This window comes from Streptomyces sp. CA-249302, from assembly GCF_050936785.1.
GTDB lineage: Bacteria > Actinomycetota > Actinomycetes > Streptomycetales > Streptomycetaceae > Streptomyces.
Genome location: NZ_JBNJMG010000001.1, coordinates 4266227 through 4284295 on the forward strand (window position 1 = coordinate 4266227; position 18069 = coordinate 4284295).

13 protein-coding genes, 1 tRNA gene and 3 pseudogenes are annotated in these 18069 nt (G+C 73.0%); 2 read left to right on the forward strand and 15 right to left on the reverse strand.

Going from position 1 to position 18069, the window contains the following annotated elements:
- Positions 1 to 4: 4 nt before the first annotated feature.
- Positions 5 to 1147, reverse strand: a complete 1143-nt coding sequence (gene menC, locus ACQEWB_RS19115) for an o-succinylbenzoate synthase (protein ID WP_432832526.1) — start codon at positions 1145 to 1147, stop codon at positions 5 to 7.
- Positions 1144 to 1938 carry a chorismate synthase gene (locus ACQEWB_RS19120; RefSeq protein ID WP_432832528.1) on the reverse strand — a complete coding sequence of 265 codons (795 nt, stop codon included), beginning with the start codon at positions 1936 to 1938 and terminating at the stop codon, positions 1144 to 1146. Before ACQEWB_RS19120 ends, menC begins: the two co-directional genes overlap by 4 nt.
- A 120-nt stretch (positions 1939 to 2058) precedes the next feature.
- On the opposite strand from ACQEWB_RS19120, the gene ACQEWB_RS19125 reads away from it, so the two are divergent.
- Positions 2059 to 3627 (forward strand): PucR family transcriptional regulator, encoded by a 1569-nt coding sequence (locus ACQEWB_RS19125; RefSeq protein ID WP_432832530.1) that lies wholly within the window; start codon positions 2059 to 2061, stop codon positions 3625 to 3627.
- Here the strand turns inward: ACQEWB_RS19125 and dapE are convergent.
- From dapE to ACQEWB_RS19160, 7 genes and pseudogenes are all read right to left on the reverse strand, one after another.
- Complete coding sequence (gene dapE / locus ACQEWB_RS19130) at positions 3608 to 4660, reverse strand: succinyl-diaminopimelate desuccinylase (protein WP_432832532.1); 1053 nt, start codon at positions 4658 to 4660, stop codon at positions 3608 to 3610. The two genes, ACQEWB_RS19125 and dapE, sit on opposite strands and share 20 nt — an antisense overlap.
- Entirely contained in the window at positions 4657 to 6111 is a 1455-nt protein-coding gene (locus ACQEWB_RS19135; protein ID WP_432832534.1) for an amino acid permease, read from the reverse strand. Before ACQEWB_RS19135 ends, dapE begins: the two co-directional genes overlap by 4 nt.
- A 214-nt stretch (positions 6112 to 6325) precedes the next feature.
- Entirely contained in the window at positions 6326 to 6967 is a 642-nt protein-coding gene (locus tag ACQEWB_RS19140) for an IclR family transcriptional regulator (RefSeq protein WP_432832536.1), read from the reverse strand.
- A 321-nt stretch (positions 6968 to 7288) separates the two neighbouring features.
- Complete coding sequence (locus ACQEWB_RS19145; protein WP_432832538.1) at positions 7289 to 9091, reverse strand: DEAD/DEAH box helicase; 1803 nt, start codon at positions 9089 to 9091, stop codon at positions 7289 to 7291.
- 143 nt (positions 9092 to 9234) lie between these two features.
- A pseudogene (locus tag ACQEWB_RS19150) lies at positions 9235 to 9342 on the reverse strand (death-on-curing protein); the annotation flags it as partial.
- Positions 9342 to 9539 carry a hypothetical protein gene (locus ACQEWB_RS19155; RefSeq protein ID WP_432832540.1) on the reverse strand — a complete coding sequence of 66 codons (198 nt, stop codon included), beginning with the start codon at positions 9537 to 9539 and terminating at the stop codon, positions 9342 to 9344. The gene ACQEWB_RS19155 and the pseudogene ACQEWB_RS19150, both read right to left, overlap by 1 nt.
- Positions 9527 to 9820 (reverse strand): annotated as a pseudogene (locus ACQEWB_RS19160) (MFS transporter); the annotation flags it as partial. The pseudogene ACQEWB_RS19160 and the gene ACQEWB_RS19155, both read right to left, overlap by 13 nt.
- A 118-nt stretch (positions 9821 to 9938) precedes the next feature.
- Here ACQEWB_RS19160 and ACQEWB_RS19165 point away from each other — a divergent pair.
- Positions 9939 to 10010, forward strand: a tRNA-Cys gene (locus ACQEWB_RS19165).
- Positions 10011 to 10211: 201 nt separating this feature from the next.
- Here ACQEWB_RS19165 and ACQEWB_RS19170 read toward each other — a convergent pair.
- From ACQEWB_RS19170 to ACQEWB_RS19195, 6 genes and pseudogenes are all read right to left on the reverse strand, one after another.
- Complete coding sequence (locus ACQEWB_RS19170; protein WP_432832542.1) at positions 10212 to 10643, reverse strand: GNAT family N-acetyltransferase; 432 nt, start codon at positions 10641 to 10643, stop codon at positions 10212 to 10214.
- Positions 10644 to 10702: 59 nt separating this feature from the next.
- On the reverse strand, positions 10703 to 11869 hold the full coding sequence (locus tag ACQEWB_RS19175) for an SUKH-4 family immunity protein (protein ID WP_432832544.1): 1167 nt from the start codon (positions 11867 to 11869) through the stop codon (positions 10703 to 10705).
- Positions 11870 to 12017: 148 nt separating this feature from the next.
- Positions 12018 to 12504: pseudogene (locus tag ACQEWB_RS19180) on the reverse strand (phosphotransferase).
- A 7-nt stretch (positions 12505 to 12511) separates the two neighbouring features.
- Positions 12512 to 14821 (reverse strand): xanthine dehydrogenase family protein molybdopterin-binding subunit, encoded by a 2310-nt coding sequence (locus ACQEWB_RS19185; protein WP_432832546.1) that lies wholly within the window; start codon positions 14819 to 14821, stop codon positions 12512 to 12514.
- Positions 14818 to 16926: a 2Fe-2S iron-sulfur cluster-binding protein gene (locus tag ACQEWB_RS19190; RefSeq protein WP_432832548.1), complete on the reverse strand. Its 2109-nt coding sequence runs from the start codon at positions 16924 to 16926 to the stop codon at positions 14818 to 14820. Before ACQEWB_RS19190 ends, ACQEWB_RS19185 begins: the two co-directional genes overlap by 4 nt.
- A complete protein-coding gene (locus tag ACQEWB_RS19195; protein WP_432832550.1) occupies positions 16923 to 17816 on the reverse strand; it encodes an FAD binding domain-containing protein in 894 nt (297 codons plus the stop codon). Before ACQEWB_RS19195 ends, ACQEWB_RS19190 begins: the two co-directional genes overlap by 4 nt.
- Positions 17817 to 18069 lie beyond the last annotated feature (253 nt).

Below are 18069 nucleotides of genomic sequence, written 5' to 3' on the forward strand. Positions count from 1 at the left end.
CAATCTAACGTGACGGTGACTTCCGGCCAGGCGCCGGTTGGCGCACGTACAAGTCTCGCCGAGCCGAAGTGAAGCGGCGCAGCGCCTCCGGCAGCGGTTCGACACCGATCCCCGGTGTCGTCGGGACCGGCAGGTGGCCGTCCTTCAGGACGAACGGTTCCGTGATGTCCTCGGCGAAGTAGCGGCTGGACGCCGAGGTGTCGCCGGGGAGGGTGAAGCCGGGGAGGGCGGCCAGGGCGAGGTTGGGGGCGCGGCCGATTCCCGTCTCCAGCATGCCGCCGCACCACACCGGCACGCCGTGCGCGTGGGCCACGTCGTGGATGCGGCGAGCCTCCAGGTAGCCGCCGACGCGGGCGGGCTTCACGTTCACCACCCGGCATGCGTCCATGGCGATCGCGGACGCGGTGTCGCGGGCGTTGTGCAGGGACTCGTCCAGGCAGACGGGGGTGCGCAGGCGTTTCTGGAGCTGCGCGTGGGCGTGCAGGTTGTTCTCGTCCAGCGGCTCCTCGATCAACAGCAGACCGAACTCGTCGAGGCGCCGCAGGTGCTCCGCGTCGGCGAGCGTGTACGCCGTGTTGGCGTCGACCTGGAGGGGCAGTTCGTCGCCGAAGCGGTCGCGGACGGCCCGTACCGGATCGAGGTCCCAGCCCGGTTCGATCTTCAGCTTGATACGGACGTAACCCTCGGCGAGGTAGCGCTCGACGTCGTCCAGGAGCGCGGGGATCGACTCCTTGATGCCGACCGAGACGCCCGCCGGCACCCGCTCCCGTACCGCGCCCAGATACCTCGCCAACGGCATGCCGTACGACCGCAGTTCGGCGTCCAGGACCGCCGTCTCCAGTGCCGCCTTCGCCAGCTCGTGCCCCTTGATCTTCGCCAGGGCGGGCGCCAGAAGGGCGGTGGTGAGGTCCGGGAGGGACGCCAGCCTCGGCAGCAGGAAGTCCCGCAGGACCAGCTCCGCGCCGGCCGTGAACTCCGAGCAGTACAGCGGCTCGGGGTCCGCGGCGAACTCCGACCAGCCCTCGGCCGCGTCCGTGACGACGTGGAGGAGGAAGGTGTCCTTCGTCGTCATCGTGCCGAAGGAGGTACGGAACGGGGTGACGAGGGGGATCGCCACATGGACGATCTCGACGCGTTCGAGCTTCATTCCGCGGCCGCCTTCCGGGTCAGCGTGTACCAGCCGTCACGGGACATCCCCGTGGCCGTGAAGCCCGCCGCGAAGGCCTCCGTGAAGACCTCACGCACGGCCCGCCGCCAGCGCAGGGCGAGGCCGGGGTCGGCGGCGCGGAGGCCGACGATGTCCTGCGGGACCCGGCACCAGACGTGCCGGCCGGCGCGATCACGAAAGGCCAGGGTGCCGCCGTCGGGGGCGGTGCGGGTGGCGGGGGCCGTCTCGCGGTCCGTGATCTCCCGGTGTGAGGGGTACGAGGGGTACGAGGGTGTCGGCGCCCCCAGTTCCCAGGTCACCGTCAGTCGGTCGCTCTCGTCCCCGTCGTTCACCCCGTCGGCCATGGGGCCGTAGAAGTCGACGAGGTACTCCGTGCCCGTGGCGCCCAGCTTGGTCAGGTTGAAGCGGGCGTTGCGGCCGACCAGCGGGTCGAAGGTCCAGCGCATGACGCGGGCGCCGAGGCCGAGGGCCCAGTCCCGCTGGGCCTGCTTCACCGCCGTCCCGAGCCCCTGGTCGGCGGCGGCGACCAGCGAGTACGTGTCGCCGCCCGGCCCGAACACGGCGACCGAGGCCCCGGCGAGACGCGCCCCGTCGTACGCGGCGTGCACGGCGCCGCCCGCGTGGACCAGGCTGTGCAGCACCTCGGCCGGGTAGGGCGGGGCGGTGCGCGGGGTCTGCCAGACGTCGCTGAAGTAGTCGGTGACGGCGGCGAGGCCGGCGACGTCGTGGACGGTGCGGATGCTCACTCCTGGCGGACGGTCGAGGGTCATGGAAGGCAGTCTGGCCAGCGGGTGGGCGCCTTCACATTGTGCGGACGGACAAGGGATGCGTAGGTTCGTTTCCGGATCGGCCAACCGTCTGATCGGCCGACCGCCTGCTGAAGGAGCCCCATGGACGCCTGCACCCTCGGCGACCTCCTCGACGTCGTCGGTGGCACCGCCGTACGCCTGCACACCGCACCCGCCACGGGGCTCACCACGCCCGTCACGGAGACGGTGTTGTACGACGCCCATGTCCCGCTCACCCGGACGCCGGGGGCGTTGCTGCTGGCGGTGGGGGTGCGGGCGGCGGCCGCGGGGCCGTTGGTGCGGACGGCGGCGGAGGCCGGGATGGCCGGGGTGGTGGTGCGCGGTGCGGACGGGCCGGTGGGTGAGGCACAGGCGTGCGGGCTCGCGCTGCTGTCGGTCGGCGAGGACGCGGCCTGGCACCAGGTGCACCTGCTGCTGAGCTCGGCCATCGGCGCCCGGCCCGCCGCCGCGGCCGGCGGGCACGGGGACCTGTTCGCGCTCGCGGACGCGGTGGCCACGGCGACCGGCGGGGCAACGGCCGTGGAGGACCCGCGCCAGCGGATCCTCGCCTATTCGACCGTCTCCGGCCAGCCGGTCGACGAGGACCGGCGCGAGGGCATCCTCGGCCTCCGGGTGCCGGCCAGTTCACGCAACACCGAGCAGTACCGGGTGCTGTTCGCGGCCGACGGTCCGGTCCGGCTGCCCGCGCTGCACGAGGGCGACCTGCCCCGGCTCGCGGTCGCCGTACGGGCCGGCGGCGAGACGCTCGGCTCGGTCTGGGTGGTCGACGACGGCACGCTCGCCCCCGACGCCGAACAGGCCCTCGTGCAGGGCGCGTCCACGGCCGCCCTGCTCCTGCTGCGGGCCCGCGCCGCCCAGGAACTCGCCCGCCACCAGAGCGGCGACCTGCTGCGCCGCCTCCTGGACGGGACGGCGGACGCCCCGACGGCCGTGCGGCGCCTGGGACTTGAGGGTGCCGTGCGGGTGGCCGCCTTCGTCCTGGACGCCGCGAGCCTCCCGGACACCGAGCAGACCGCGCTACGGCTGCTGGACGTCGTACGACTCCAGTGCGAGGCGCGTTACGGGCGGCACGCGTGTGTGCTGGTCGACGGGGTGGTGTACGCGCTGCTGCCCGCGCCGGGGACCCGGTCCGACGCGCCCCGCAGAGGGAGCCACAAGCGGCTGGCGGAGGACATCGTGGCGCGGGCCGGGCAGGCGCTGCGGGTGCCGGTGCGGGCGGCGCTGGGCGAGGTGGTGGCCGGGGCGGCGGAGGCCGTGGCCTCCCGGGCGGACGCGGACCTCGTGCTGCGGGTGCTGGGGCCGGAGCTGCCGGTGGCCACCGTGGACGAGGTACGCGCCCGGGTCACCCTGCTGCGGCTGGCCGAAGTGCTGGGCGGGCAGCGCGAGTTGGGCGCGGGGGCGTGGCGGCGGGTGCTGGCGTACGACTCGGCCAACGGCACCGACTACGCGCGCACGCTGGTGAGTTGGCTCGACGCGGGCTGCGACATGGCGGGGGCGGCGAAGCTGCTCGCCGTCCACCCGAACACCTGCCGCTACCGGCTGCGCCAGGCCCAGCAGCACGTCGGGATCGACCTCGACGATCCCGACGAACGGCTGGTGCTGTGGCTCCAGTTGAGGACGCTGGCAGGGCTCAGCGGAGCCACTGCCTGAGCTTCTCCGCGCAGGCGTGCAGCTGCTCCACCGGGACGTACTCCCCCGCGGTGTGGGCCAACGACGGGTCGCCCGGACCGTAGTTGAGGGCGGGGACACCCAGCGCGGCGAACCGGGCCACGTCCGTCCAGCCGAGCTTGGGGCGGGGAGCCGCGCCCAGGGCCGCCGTGACGCCGGCGATCCGGTCCAGCCGGGGCAGCGCGCCCGGCACGACTTCGGTGACGTTCACCTCGTACTCCGGGAAGAGCTTCCGTACGTACGCCTCCGCCTCCTCGGCCGAACGGCTGGGCGCGAACCGGGAGTTGACGGTGATCACGCACTCGTCCGGTACGACGTTCCCGGCGACCCCGGCCCGCAGCGCCACCGCACTGAGCCCCTCCCGGTACTCCAGGCCGTCGATGACCACCCGCTCGGGCGTGTGGTCGGCGAGGCGCTGGAGGACGGGGGCCGCGAGGTGGGCGGCGTTGACCCCGGTCCACGCGCGGGCGGTGTGGGCGCGGGTGCCTCGTACGACGACGTCGGCGGTGAGGATGCCCTGGCAGCCGGCCTCGACGCCGGCCTCGGAGGGTTCCATGAGGATCGCCAGGTCGGCGGCGAGGAGTCCGGGGCGGTCGGCGGCGATGCGGTGCAGCCCGTTGCGGTCGCCCTCGACCTCCTCGCACTCGTAGAAGACGTAGGTGAGGTCGCGGGAGGGGGCGGGGACGGTGGCGGCAAGGAGGAGGGCGACGGCGACGCCGCCCTTCATGTCGCAGGCGCCGAGGCCGTGCACGCGGCCGTCCGCCAGTCGGGACGGCAGGTTTCCGGCGGCCGGGACGGTGTCCAAGTGGCCTGCGATCAGCGCACGTTGGGGGCGGCCGAGGTCGGTGCGGGCGACGACGGAGTTGCCGAGGCGCTCGACGGTGAGGTGGGGCAGGGCGCGCAGGGCGGCCTCGACGGCGTCCGCGATCGGGGCCTCGTGGCCGCTCTCGGAGGGGAGGTCGACGAGGGCGCGGGTGAGGGTGACGACGTCCGCCGTGAGATCCAGGGCGTTCATACGGCGGTCTCCTCGCGGTTGTCGAGCTTGGAGTGCCGGACGCCGTAACAGCCGTAGATCACGAGCCCGACCGCCATCCACGCGCCGAACGCGATCCAGGTGTCGGCGCCCAGGCTGAACAGCATGTACACGCAGAAGCCGACGCCGAGGACCGGGGTCACCGGCGAGAACGGGACGCGGAAGGTGCGGGGCGCCTCGGGGTTGCGCCGGCGCAGCAGCACCACGGCCAGGTTGACCAGCATGAACGCGAAGAGGGTGCCGATGCTGGTGGCGTCGGCGAGGCTGCCGAGCGGGACGAGCGCGGCCAGCACGGCGATGAAGGACGACACGATGACGGTGTTGGCCCGGGGCACCCCGGTACGCGGGCTGACCTTGGCGAACAGCGGCGGCACCAGCCCGTCCCGGGCCATGGCGAAGAGGATGCGGATCTGCCCGTACTGCACGGTGAGCACGACACTCGTGGTGGCGACGACGGCACCGACGGAGAGCAGGATCGGCCACAGGTTCCCGCCGCCCACGCTCTGCACGAGCACCTGGCTGAGCGTGGCCTCGGTCCCCTCGAACTTCGTCCACTTCATGGCGCCGAGCGCGGCGACGGCGACGAGGACGTAGAGGACGGTGACGAGGACGAGGGAGAGGATGATCGCGCGGGGCAGGTCGCGCTGGGGGTTCCTGGCCTCCTCGCCGGCCGTGGAGGCCGCGTCGAAGCCGATGTACGAGAAGAAGAGCGAGGCCGCGCCCGCGCTCATGCCGGCGGCGCCGAGCGGGAACAGCGGCTGGAAGTTCCCGGCGTGGAAGGCGGTGAAGGCGACGGCGCAGAAGAGGACGAGCGCGGCGATCTTCACGCCGACCATGACGACGTTGGCGACGGCGCTCTCCTTGGCGCCGCGCAGCAGTACGACCATGGCGAGTACGACGATGAGGGCGGCCGGGATGTTGAGGGTGCCGCCGAGGCCGGGCGGCGCGCTGAGCGACTCGGGGAGGGTCACGCCGAGGGTGAGGTCGAGGAGTTCGTTGACGTACTGCCCCCAGCCGACCGCGACGGCGGCGACGGACACGCCGTACTCGAGAATCAGACACCAGCCGCAGACCCAGGCGACGAGCTCGCCGAGGGTGGCGTAGGCGTAGCTGTACGAGGAGCCGGAGCCGGGGATCATGCCGGCCAGCTCGGCGTAGGAAAGCGCGGAGAACAGCGCGGTCACGCCGGCGAGCACGAAGGACACGACGATCGCGGGCCCGGCCTCCGGCACGGCCTGGCCGAGCACGACGAAGATTCCGGTACCGAGGGTGGCGCCCACGCTCAGCAGGGTGAGCTGGGCGACCCCCATGGTCCGCTTGAGCGGACTGCCGGCGGCTTCCCCGACGAGCGCGCCTACGGCCTGCCGCCGGGTGAACCGGCTTGCGGCTCTTGGGGATTGCTGTGCTTGAGGCCGCGTACGGACCGTGTCCATCTGCCGTTCCCTCCGCCATCGGGCTGGTTATGGCCCTTGATGATGCGGAGGGGACGGCGGATGTCGGTGTGACGATCGGACAGAGGTGTGGGGTTCGATTTGGCGGGTCGGCCAAAGCCAAGGGGTGGCCGGAAATGAAGGCCCAGCAGGCCCAGCAGGCCCAGCAGGCCCAGCAGGCCCAGAGGGCCTAGCAGGCTCAGAGGGCCCAGCAGGCTCAGCGCAGGGCTTCCGCGACCTCCCTGGCCGCATCCACCACCCGCGGTCCGACCCGCTCGGGCACGGCATCGGCCAGCATCACCACCCCGACGCTGCCCTCGACCCCCGTGACCCCGATCAGAGGAGCCGCGGCCCCACTGGCCCCCGCCTCCAACTCCCCGTGGGTCAGGGTGTATCCGGGCCCCACCACCGGCTTGGCGCGTGCGGCGAGGATCGCCTTGCCGGCCGCTCCCCGGTCCAGCGGATGCCGGAAGCCGGCCCGGTAGGCCACGTGATAGTCCGTCCAGGTGGGCTCCACGACGGCCACGGCCAGCGCGTCCGCCCCGTCCACCAGCGTCAGGTGGGCGGTCGCCCCTATGTCCTCGGCCAGCGACCGGAGCGCCGGCAACGCGGCCTCCCGCACCAGCGGATGCACCTGACGTCCCAGGCGCAGCACCCCCAGCCCGACCCGGGCGCGACCGCCCAGGTCCCGGCGTACGAGCGCGTGTTGTTCAAGCGTGGCGAGCAACCGGTACACCACGGTCCGGTTCACGCCCAGTCGGTTGGATAGCTCGGTGACGGTCAGCCCATGGTCCGTATCGGCCAGCAGCTTGAGGACCCGCAGTCCTCGGTCGAGCGTCTGAGAGGTCTCCGCGGTCACGACGCCCACTCCTCCAAGTGGTGAGGTCGACGACCTCCGCGCGGCGATGCGTCACCGAGTCCCGTCAGTGACGCGCAACAGAGGCCGCCGATCGGCCGGCGGTCCGGCCGGTGCCGGACCGCGTCGCTTCACGGCTGCGCTCCGCGGCGGCGCTGCCACGGGGCGTGTGCGTAGCGGGACAGTAGCGAAGGGGGTTCGCTGAGCGGAAGTCTCCGTCCAGAATCCGGGCACCGGCGGGGAGGGGCCGGGGAGGGAGTGCCTCCGTTTGTCCTGATACGGGAACCCTGTGCGACCGGGTTCCGGGCCTGGCGGGCCGGCCGGTCACCGCATCCGCGTGGCCCACTCCTGCACCTTGGCGATCCGCTGCTTCAGCTGCCCGGCCGTGGCCTCTGCGCTCGGCGGGCCGCCGCAGGTGCGCCGCAGTTCGGTGTGGATGACACCGTGCGGCTTGCCGCTCTGATGGACGTACGCACTGACCATCGTGTTGAGCTGCTTCCTCAGCTCGATCATCTCCTTGTGCGAGACGACGGGCCGGCGCTCGGCGGGCATCTCAAGGAGGTCGGCCTCGGAGTCCGGCTTCTTGCGGCTGTGCGCGATCTGCCGCGCCTGCCGTTTCTGCAGCAGGAGCTGCACCTGGTCGGGTTCGAGAAGCCCCGGAATACCGAGGTAGTCCTGCTCCTCCTCGCTCCCGGGGTGCGCCTGCATGCCGAACTCGGCGCCGTCGTACAGCACCCGGTCGAAGACCGCGTCGGACTCCAGCGCCTCGAAGGCGAACTGCTCCTGCTCGCCGGTGTCCTCGTCCTGCTCCTTGTTCGCCTCCTCCATCTCCTGCTCGGATTCGGCGTACGGGTCCTCCTCGCCGTCCTTCTTCGGCTTGTCGAGGGCGTGGTCGCGCTCGACCTCCATCTCGTTGGCGAAGGTGAGCAGGTCGGGGACGGTGGGGAGGAAGACGGAGGCGGTCTCGCCGCGGCGCCGCGATCGCACGAAGCGGCCGACGGCCTGGGCGAAGAAGAGGGGGGTGGAGATGGTGGTGGCGTACACCCCGACCGCGAGCCGCGGGACGTCGACGCCCTCCGACACCATCCGCACGGCGACCATCCAGCGGTCGTTGCTCTCGCTGAAGTCGTCGATGCGCTTGGAGGCGCCGGTGTCGTCGGACAGCACGACGGTCGCCTTGCTGCCGGTGATCTCGCGGATGAGCTTGGCGTAGGCGCGTGCCGAGTCCTGGTCGGAGGCGATGACGAGGGCGCCGGCGTCGGGGATGCCCTTCCTGACCTCGGTCAGCCGCTGGTCGGCGGCGCGCAGCACGCTCGGCATCCACTCGCCGCGGGGGTCGAGCGCCGTACGCCAGGCCTGGCTGATCGCGTCCTTGGTCATGGGCTCGCCGAGCCGGGCGGCGATCTCGTCACCGGCCTTGGTCCGCCACCGCATCTGCCCGCTGTAGGACAGGAAGATGACGGGCCGCACGACCCCGTCCGACAGCGCGCTGCCGTACCCGTAGGTGTAGTCGGCGGCGGACCGCCGGATACCGGCGTTGTCCTCTTCGTACGTCACGAAGGGGATGGGGTTGGTGTCGGAGCGGAACGGCGTACCGGTGAGCGCGAGCCGTCGCGTGGCCGGCTCGAAGGCTTCGAGACAGGCCTCGCCCCAGGACTTGGAGTCACCGGCGTGGTGGATCTCGTCGAGGATGACGAGGGTCTTGCGCTGCTCGACCCTGTTCCGGTGCAGCATGGGCCGCACACCGACACCCGCGTACGTCACGGCGACGCCGTGGTAGTCCTTGCCGAGCGGCCCGGCGCTGTACTCGGGGTCCAGCTTGATCCCTATCCGGGCCGCGGCCTCCGCCCACTGCTTCTTCAGATGCTCGGTCGGCGCGACCACGGTCACCTGCTGCACGACATGGTGGTGCAGCAGCCAGGAGGCGAGCGTCAACGCGAAGGTCGTCTTGCCGGCGCCGGGTGTGGCGACGGCGAGGAAGTCACGCGGCTGCTCCTGGACATACCTCTCCATCGCCCCCTGCTGCCAGGCACGCAGCTTGCCGGCGGTGCCCCAGGGGGCGCGGCCGGGGAAGGCGGGAGAGAGATGGTGGGAGTGCGAGGCAGAGCTGGCGGCGGTGGTAGTCACGATCTCCGTGGGGTGGTAGGGCGGCTCGGCTACGTATGACAACCGGGCCACCCTACCGGCGGCCCGACGCTGTCAACGCGCGGACGAGGCCGGGTCACTCGTGGGTGGGATCGACGTCACAGTCAGCGCGCGAAGCGCGGCAGGGACCGGGGGCGGGCGAGCGCCGAGTCCAGCAGCCCGTAGTCGCGCACCTCGTCCGCCCCGAGGCGTTGTGCGGGATTCAGCAGCTCGGGGAACGTGAGGTAGTGCATCAGGCGAGCCTCCGGTTGAGCTCGGCGCCGGCCTTCAGCACATGGTCGGCCGCTTCGTCGAACAGCCGGGAGTGCCCGTTCATGGCTGCGATCACGGCATCGTGGGCGAAGGCCTGCATGCTCCGCCCCTCGGCCGCCGCGCGCTCCCGCAGGGCGTCGAGCTCTTCGGCCGTAAAACGCAGGTTCAATCCGGCCATGACTCGGCGGTACTACGCGGTGCCACCTGGTGCCACCTGGTGCCATCGCGTTCCCGCTCCGCCCGCAGCCGCGTGGTCACCCACGCCCCCACCAACGCCCACCCCGGCCATCGGCAGGAACACCGCGGCGAAGGCGGCCGGACGGGAGCCGTCGGTGTGCGCCGACGTGTGCGTCACGGCGCCGCCCCCGAGCGCCGCGAAGGCCGCGCCGCCGGCCGCCGCAGGAGCACGTTGGACAGAAGCCGTTGCTCCAGCCGCGCCGACCTGCTCCCTCGCGTTTCATGAACGGCGTATGGCAGTCCCGTTGCAGCCCCCGCGATCCCCTTGAGCCACTCCGCACCCCCGCCATACGGTCATCTCACCGAGTTCGGAACGGAGCCCGACGCTCCACCCCGACCCGGCCGTGTGCCCGAGTGGCTTAGGGACTCGCCTGCAAAGCGAGGTACGTGGGTTCAATTCCCGCCACGGCCTCTGGTTGTCTGACCAGGTCGAACGAATGGGCGGCACCTCAAGCGGGGTGCCGCCCATTCCTGCGTCCGGGTCAGTTTCCGTCCGTCTGCTCGTCGTCAGGAGTTGGGCCCAGTTCCGGCAGTGGTTGCGGTTGCGGTTGCGGTTGCGGTCTTCCGGAGCGTGCGCGTTCCATGTCGGCGCGGGCGTGGATCAGCAACGCTGTCAAGGCGCCAGGTGGCTGTGCAGGAGACGGGGTGACGGTTCGAAGCCGTGGCGGGCGTAGGCGGGGATGGCCCGGGGGGACGAGTGGACCGTGACGCGTTCCAGGCCGAGGGTCTGGGCCGTGGACAGGATCGCGTCTATCAGGTGGCCGCCCAGGCCGGTGTTTCGTTCCTCGGGGATGACGTAGACGCACTGCAGGTCGCCGGACGTGCGGTGCAGTGCTCTGGGGGACGGGACCCGGGGGAGGACCGCCAGCCAGGCCATGCCGATGACGGTGGCGGTGGCGGTGGCGGTCCGGGTCAGGACCAGGCAGCGGTGCGTGGATGTGTTTTCGCGCGCCCAGTTGATGAAGTGGCTTACGAATTCGGCTCGTTCGACCGTCAAGGGCTCGTCGGACGTCTCCGACAGCCAGCGGTAGCGGAGTTCGGCCACTGCCGGCAGGTCCGCCGGTTCGGCCTGGCGGACGGTGATGGCCTCCTGCGTGTGCCCGGTCAGAGGACTCCACCCGCCTCGTCCTGGAACGCCTGCGTCCAGTAGTGCCAGTCCGCGTCCGTCGTCGTGGCCGTCGGGTCGACCGAGGCGAGGACGTGGAGCATGGTTGCGGCCAGCTGGTCGTAGGCGCGGGTGGAGAGTTCGTGGGAGAGGGCCTCGTCGATCGTGCGCTCTCGGTGGTGCAGCCAGAGGGTGAAGGCCAGGGTGGAGACGTCGGTGTTGAGAGGGAAGAGCTTCGCCTCCGGCTCGCTCCAGTTGAGGACCTCGCCCGTCGCGCCGTCCACCACCAGGCTGTTGTCCTCCACCAGGTGACCGAGGCGGATCAAGTGGTCCGCCCTGGCGGGGAGTTCGAAGGGGGAGGCCGTGCCGGGGCGGTCGTCCGCCGCGTATTCGGAGAGGCTCTGGAGGGGTACTTCCGTGTCGAGCTGGAAGAGGACCGTGTCCTCCGGCAGGCCCGTCTCCCGCAGGAAGCGCCGCGTCGGCTCGTGTGTGAGGGTCGCCGGGAAGTCGACGTCCTCGAAGCGGACCACGCGGCCGAGTCCGAACTCCTCGTCCAGGAGGCGGGCCGGCACGTCCAGGGTGAGGCCGCCGGCCGTGCCGGGGCCGGTGGCGAGGGAGAGGGGGCGGATCAGGGCGGCCGCCTTCCAGTACGGCGGAACCTCGCCGTCGGTGCTCTCCTCGAAGAGCGCCAGGAGCTGCCGCGAGGCCTCGGTCGCCGCCTTCGTGCCGTACCGGCCGGCGAAGGAGGCGAACTGGCCCCGTACGTCCGCCAGTTCCTCGGTGACCGCCGCGAACCGCACCAGCGCTTCGAGCGAGGGCGCGAGCGGGCGGTCCTCCAGCAGCTCGAACAGGTACGCGGTGCTGATCTCGCCGGTGCCGCCGTCGAGGAGTATGGACTCCGCCGCCATGCCCGCCGGGGCGAGCAGCTCCCCCAGCACCAGCCGGTCGCGCAGTTCGTCGGCCAGGCCGGCGTCCATGCCCGCGTCCGTGTACTCCGCCAGCCTGCGCAGACCGCGCGTGTGCAGGGCGGTGAAGGTCAACAGGCCCTCCGCGCCGGGCAGTCCGGTGCCGGTCAGCCAGTGGCGTGTCGGGACATGGGCGACGTACGGATCGAGCTGTTCCTCGGTGAATCTGATCGCCGTGAAGGCGGTGTCGGTCGTGCTCATTGCTCCCCCGGATGTTCCTGCGCGCGCAGCCGCCTCACGTACGAACCCGGCAGCTGTTCCCCACTGCCCAGAACACTACGCCCCGCCACTGACAACGGCCCTGCATCACATGCCGCTCGGCTCACGTGACGCTCTGCACATATGACGCTCAGCGCACCCTCGCGCGTTCCCGCCCCGCGAGAATCGCTCCCACCGTCTCCTCCACCGTCAGCTCCGAACTGTCCAGCCACAGCCCGAGCCGCGGCGTCCGCGCCCGCAGCTCGCCGTCCAGCTCCGCCACCGTCCAGGCCCCGTACCCGGTCTTCGCCCGCCCGGCCTCCCGCGCGGCGACGGCCTCGGCGCTCGGGGCGAGTACGACGACGTACAGGGGCCGGGTGCGGATCAGGCCGACGTACGCGGCCAGTTCCTCCCCCAGCAGCACGTCCTGCACCACCGCCGTGAACCCGGCCTCCGGGGACGTACTCCTCGCGTCCGGACACCACCATCCGCCGGAAAACGTCTCCACGCACGTGTGCAGCGCGCGGCAGCCGCTCCGCCAGCGCCTGGGCGACCGTCGACTTCCCGGCCGCCTCCCCCACTGCCTGAAGGGCGTGGGAGGTACCCCCATCGCCCGTGATGACCACCACGCCCCTCACAGGGGACTCAGCGGTCCGTCACCACCGCCGCCTGCGGGCGGATCGGGAGGCGGTTCACGGGGCGGCCCGTGGCGGCGCGTACCGCGGAGGCGATGGCCGCCGGGGTCGTCACCACCGGCACCGCGCTGACCGCCTTCGCGCCGAAGGGCGCGACCACGTCGCGCTCCTCGACGAGCTTGACGATCCGGATGTCCGGCGCGTCCAGGGCGGTGGGCAGCGCGTAGCCCGTCAGGTCGGGGTGGCGGATCAACCCGCGCGCGGTGCGCAGGTTTTCCGTCAGCGCTATGCCGACGCCCTGGGTCGCGCCCGCCTCGATCCGGGCGGCCAGCTGCGCCGGGTTGAGCACGCGGCCGACGTCCTGGGCGAGCGCCAGCTCCACCACCCGTACCGAACCGAGTTCGATGTCGACGTCGACGACCGCGCGGATCGCGCAGAAGGCCATGCCGACGAAAGCGTCGCCCTGGCCGTGTTCGCCGAGCGGTTCGGTGGGGTGCGGGCGGCACTGGGCGGTCGCCCACAGCTCCTTGCCGTCCATCGCCTCGGTGACGGTGGTCGACAGAACTCCGTCGTACGAGGTGATCTTGCCGTCGGTGATCTGGAGCAGTTCGGTGGACATGCCGAACTTGTGTGCCAGGGGTTGCAGGAGCTGGGTGCGGACCATCTTGGCGGCCCGTTCCACCGCGCCGCCGGAGACCCAGGTGTGGCGGCTGCGGTTGCCCGCGCCGGCCGGGGGCTGGTCGGTGTCGACGGGCGCCACGTGCACCTCGTCGATGCCGAGCGTCTCCTGGACGATCTGCCGGGCGAGGGTGGTGAAACCCTGGCCCGTCTCGACCGCCGCGCACAGGACCGTCGCCACTCCGTCCTGGACCTTCACGGTGGCCGTGGAGACCTCGTCCGCGCCCTCCGCGCCGAGCATGTGCACCATGCCGAGCGCATAGCCCACGCCCCGGCGCACCGCACCGGGTTCGCCCGCGCCCTCGGGGCCGCCGGGCAGCAGCCACTCGTCCTCGGGGGTGTCCTTGGGCAGCGCGGGGAGCGGGAAGTCCCGTACGGCCTGCAAGAGCTCCGCCACGGGTGCGGGGCACGTCACGGTCTGGCCGGTCGGGAGTACGTCCCCGGTGGCCATCGCGTTGCGCAGGCGCAGTTCGGCCGGGTCGACGCCCAGCTTCTTGGCGAGCTTGTCCATCTGCGCCTCATAGGCGGCGCACACCTGCATGGCGCCCTCGCCGCGCACATGGCCGGAGGGCGGGTTGTTGGTGCGTACGGCCCAGCCCTCGATGAAGGCATGGGGGACGACGTAGGGGCCGCAGGCGAAGCCGACCGCGGCGGCCAGGGCCTCGGCGGAGGTGTCGGCGTACGCGCCCGCGTCCAGCAGGATCTGCGCCTCGACCTTGACCAGCTTGCCCTCGGCGTCCGCGTGGTGGCGGTAGCGCAGGAGGGTGGGATGCCGGTGCGCGTGGCCCAGGAAGGACTCCTCGCGCGTGGCGGTGAGTTTGACCGGGCACTGGGTCTTCAACGCGAGCAGGCCGAGCGGGAGTTGGAAGCCCTGGTCCTCGCGGTCGGCGGTGGCGCCGGGGACGCCGGTGACGACGATCTTGACGCGCTCGGGTTCCAGGCCGTAGCAGGCGGCGGCCGTGTCGCGGTCGTTGTGCGGGTCGGTTGAGGCCAGGTAGAGCTCGACGCCGCCGTCGGGCCGCGGGACGGCCAGGCCGGCCTCGGCGCCGATCGGGGCGGGGTCCTGGCGGCCGATGCGGTAGAGGCCCTCGACGACGATCTCGCCGGCCGCGTCCGGGTCGCCGTGGCGCAGCGGGATGTGCCGGATCAGGTTGCCGTCGGGGTGCAGCGGCTCGGCCTCGAAGGCCTGCTCGGGGTCGGTGACGGGGTCCAGGACCTCGTACTCGACCATGATGGCCGCGGCGGCCATCCGCGCGGTGTCGGGGTGGTCGGCGGCGACGGCGGCGATGGGCTCGCCGTGGTGGCGCACCACCTCGGAGGCGAAGACCGGGCGGTCGGCCTTGCCGCGGCCGTGGTGCGCGGCGCCCGGCACGTCCTCGTGCGTGACGACGGCCCGTACGCCGGGCATCTCCCGCGCGTGGGACGTGTCGATGTCCACGATGCGCGCGTGCGGGTGCGGGGAGCGCAGGACGGCCGCCCACAGCAGGCCCTCGGCCCACAGGTCGGCCGCGTACGGGAACGTGCCCTCGGTCTTGGCGCGGGCGTCGGCGGCCGGCAGGGAGACGCCGAGGCCGTGCGGCAGCTGCTCGGAGGCGGGGGCTGCCTCCGCGGTGGTGGTCGCGGTGGCGGCTTCGTTGCTCACGCCTGGCCTCCGTCCTGTCCGTACGCCTGGTCATGCGGCCCCTGCGTCGCGGGGAACCCGGGTGAGTCGAACGCCGACGGGTTGACACCGCCGCCGCCCGGGCCCGCCTGGTGAGGGATACGTGCCTCGTCGCCGTCCTGTTCGGAGGCGTCGCCCTCGGCGTGCGCCTCGCGTTCGGCGACGACCTCCTTGACGGCGTCCACGACGCCCCGGTAGCCGGAGCAGCGGCACAGGTTGCCGCACAGGGCCTGGCGGGTCTCCATCTCGGTGGGCGCCGGGTTGCCCTCCAGGAGGTCGTGCACGGTCATCGCCATGCCGGGCACGCAGAAGCCGCACTGCACCGCGCCGCACCGCGCGAGCGCGCGCTGCACGTCCGACGGCTGCCCGTCCTCGGCGAGACCCTCCACGGTCCGCACCTCGCTGCCGGCCGCGGTCACGGCGGGCACCAGGCAGGAGGCGACGAGCCGCCCGTCGACCTGCACGTTGCAGGCCCCGCACTCCCCCTGCGAGCACCCGTCCTTGGCCCCGGCCAGCCCGAGCCGCTCCCGCAGCACGTACAGCAGCGACTCGCCGATCCAGGCGTCGGAGACGGGCCGTTCGACACCGTTGACGCGCAGGACGTAGGAGGCGAGGGGGTGTTCTTCGTCGGGGGGCGGGGGGGCGGAGTCGTCCTCGGCGGTGGGCTCGGGGGCGGCCTCGGTGTCAGGGGCCGGGGCGCCGGTGGAATCCGTGCGGGCCGAAGTGGCCGGGGAATCGGGCGCGTTGGAGGCGGCCGGTCCGTCCGACGGGCGTGCGGGCCGCCCGGCATCGTCCGGTCCGGCCTCGGAGGGCTCCACGAGCGGCTCTACGGCCCCCACGGCGGCCGTTGCGGCCCCGCGGGCACCCTCGGACGCCCCAGCGCCCTCACCGGCCCCCTGAGCGGCCCGTGCGGCGTCCGTGGCGGAGGGCTGCTCGCCGGCGTGCCCTCGTGCGGCCTCGGGCTCGTACTCGGTCCGGTCGGGGTCCACGGAAGCGTGCGAGGCGGAGCCGACGGGTCCACCGGGCCGTGCGGCGTCCGCGGACGTGTGGGCGGCGGAGCCGGCCGGTCCGCCGACACTGCGGATGGGCTGCGTGGCGTCCACGGGCGCGTGGGCCGACCCGCCGGGCCCACCGTTCCCGTGGGTGGGCCGCGAAGGGTCTACGGCGGGTTCGGCGGGCGCGTCCGCGTAGGCCCCGGCGGCTCGCCGGGCCGCGTGCGGGTCGGTGACCCCGTCACCGGCGTGCGTGCGGCCGAAGTCGGCGGCGGGCGGGTCCGAGGGATCGGCGGCGTACGCGCGGGCGCTCTCGGGGTCGTGCGCCCCCGGGCCCGGAACCGTGGATCCGGGGTGCCGCCCCGCGGGCGAACCCTGCGCGTACCCGGGATCGACCGCCCCGCGCGCGTGCCCCGACTCGTCCGACTCGTGCGCGTGACCGGTCGACGCGTCCCGTGCTGGGCCGGGGGCGATCCCCGTCCCCGCCGACGACTCGTGGATCTGACCGGCGTTCTCGTCACCCGCCCCGGGCTCCTGCCCCCAGGGCTGACCCGTCGCCTCCGTCGCCCAGGGGGCGGCCGCGCCGCCCGGGAGGGTCGCCGGAGGGGTGCCGCCCCACTGCTGGACCAGGGACGACGTCGTGAACTCGCCCGATTCGTCCGGAAGGTCGCCGCCGGCCACCGGGATCGACCACTGGCCGGTCACGTCGTGGCCCGCCGCGGGGGCGGCGTCCGTGGCCGCCGTCTCGCCGAAGTTCCACTGCTGTGTAGAGGCGGGGTTGTACGTGAACCGGTCGCCGCCGGTCTCCTGGGGCACGGCGTTGGGGTCGGGCCACTGCGCGCCGTCGGTGGGCACGGCCCAGTTCCCGGTGGCGGACGGGTCGGCGTCCGTCCCCGGTGCGGCCGTTATCTGCGGCGGCACGTACCCGTGTCCCGGCGCGGCGAGCGGACTGTCGGCGGAGGCCAGGAGCGCGTCGATGCCGCCCTCGGGGAGCTTCACGAAGGCGGTCGCACCGTCGTCGTAGTCGCCCTGGGGCAGCGGATCCCAGCGGCCCCCGCTGCGGGGCGTGCCCTCTCCGTGCTGGTCGTCGGTCACGACAGCGCCCTCCCCAGTGCTCGTCGGGCCAGCGCGGCGACGGTGCGCCGCAGGTGCAGTACGGCGGGCGGGAGCGGTTGGACGGTGCCGTCCGCCTCGGGTACGGGGTCGGGGATGCAGGCCGCGGCGACGTACTCCCCGAAGGCGGCGAGCGCCTCCGGCACGATCGTGCGGTTGTTGTCCCAGTCGATGAGCCGGGCCACCCACTGCTCGGCGTCCAGGGGGCGCAGCGGCATCGGCGCTATGGCACCGACGGCGCACCGCACTCCGCGCCGGGCGGGGTCCAGGACGACCGCGACGGAGGCGACGGCGCGCCCGGGGCCGGTCCGGCCGGTCGCCTTCAGGAAGACCTGCGGGGCGTGCAGCAGCGGCACGCGCACGTACCCGATGAGTTCGCCGCCGCGCAGCATCTCCACGCCGGCCAGCAGGTGCGAGACCGGGATCTCCCGGCGGGCTCCGCCCTGGCCCGCGATGATCAGGGTCGCCTCCAGGGCGGCGAGCACGGGGAGCGCGTCCCCGGTGGGTGCCGCCGAGGCGATGTTGCCGCCCAGGGTGCCCGCGTTGCGGATCTGCGGCGGGCCGGCGGCGCGGGCCGCGGCGGCGAGCGCCGGGATCAGGGCGGCGAAGTCGGGGCGGCCCATGCGCGCGTGCGTGAGACCGGCGCCGAGCAGCGCGTGGCCGTCCTGGTACTGCCAGCCGCGGATCTCGCTGATCCGGCCGAGGCCGACCAGCGCGGCGGGCCTGAGCTGTCCGGAGTTCACGGCGGCCATGAGGTCGGTCCCGCCGGCCACGGGCACGGCGGTGGGCACGGCGGCGAGCGCCGCCACGGCCTCGTCCAGCGTCGTGGGCAGCGTGACGGACTGCGCCGCCTGCGGTGCGTGCGTGGTCAAACCGGCTGCCCCTTCCCGCTGCCCCACCTGGTCCTGCCCTGTTGCTGCCGTACGGTACGTGCTGACAGGGCGGACGTGGCAACTCTGGCACATCTTCGCAACACCCGAAGACAGGGGTCCGCTAGGCGGCATTCGCCCCCGCCACCTGGGAGATGACCCGATTTGGCACAGCATCACCGAAGCGCGCGAATTGGCACTCTTCGGTGATGCTTGCGAGGTTTTCCCACTCCCTGTTCGGGGGCCCGGCCGCCCG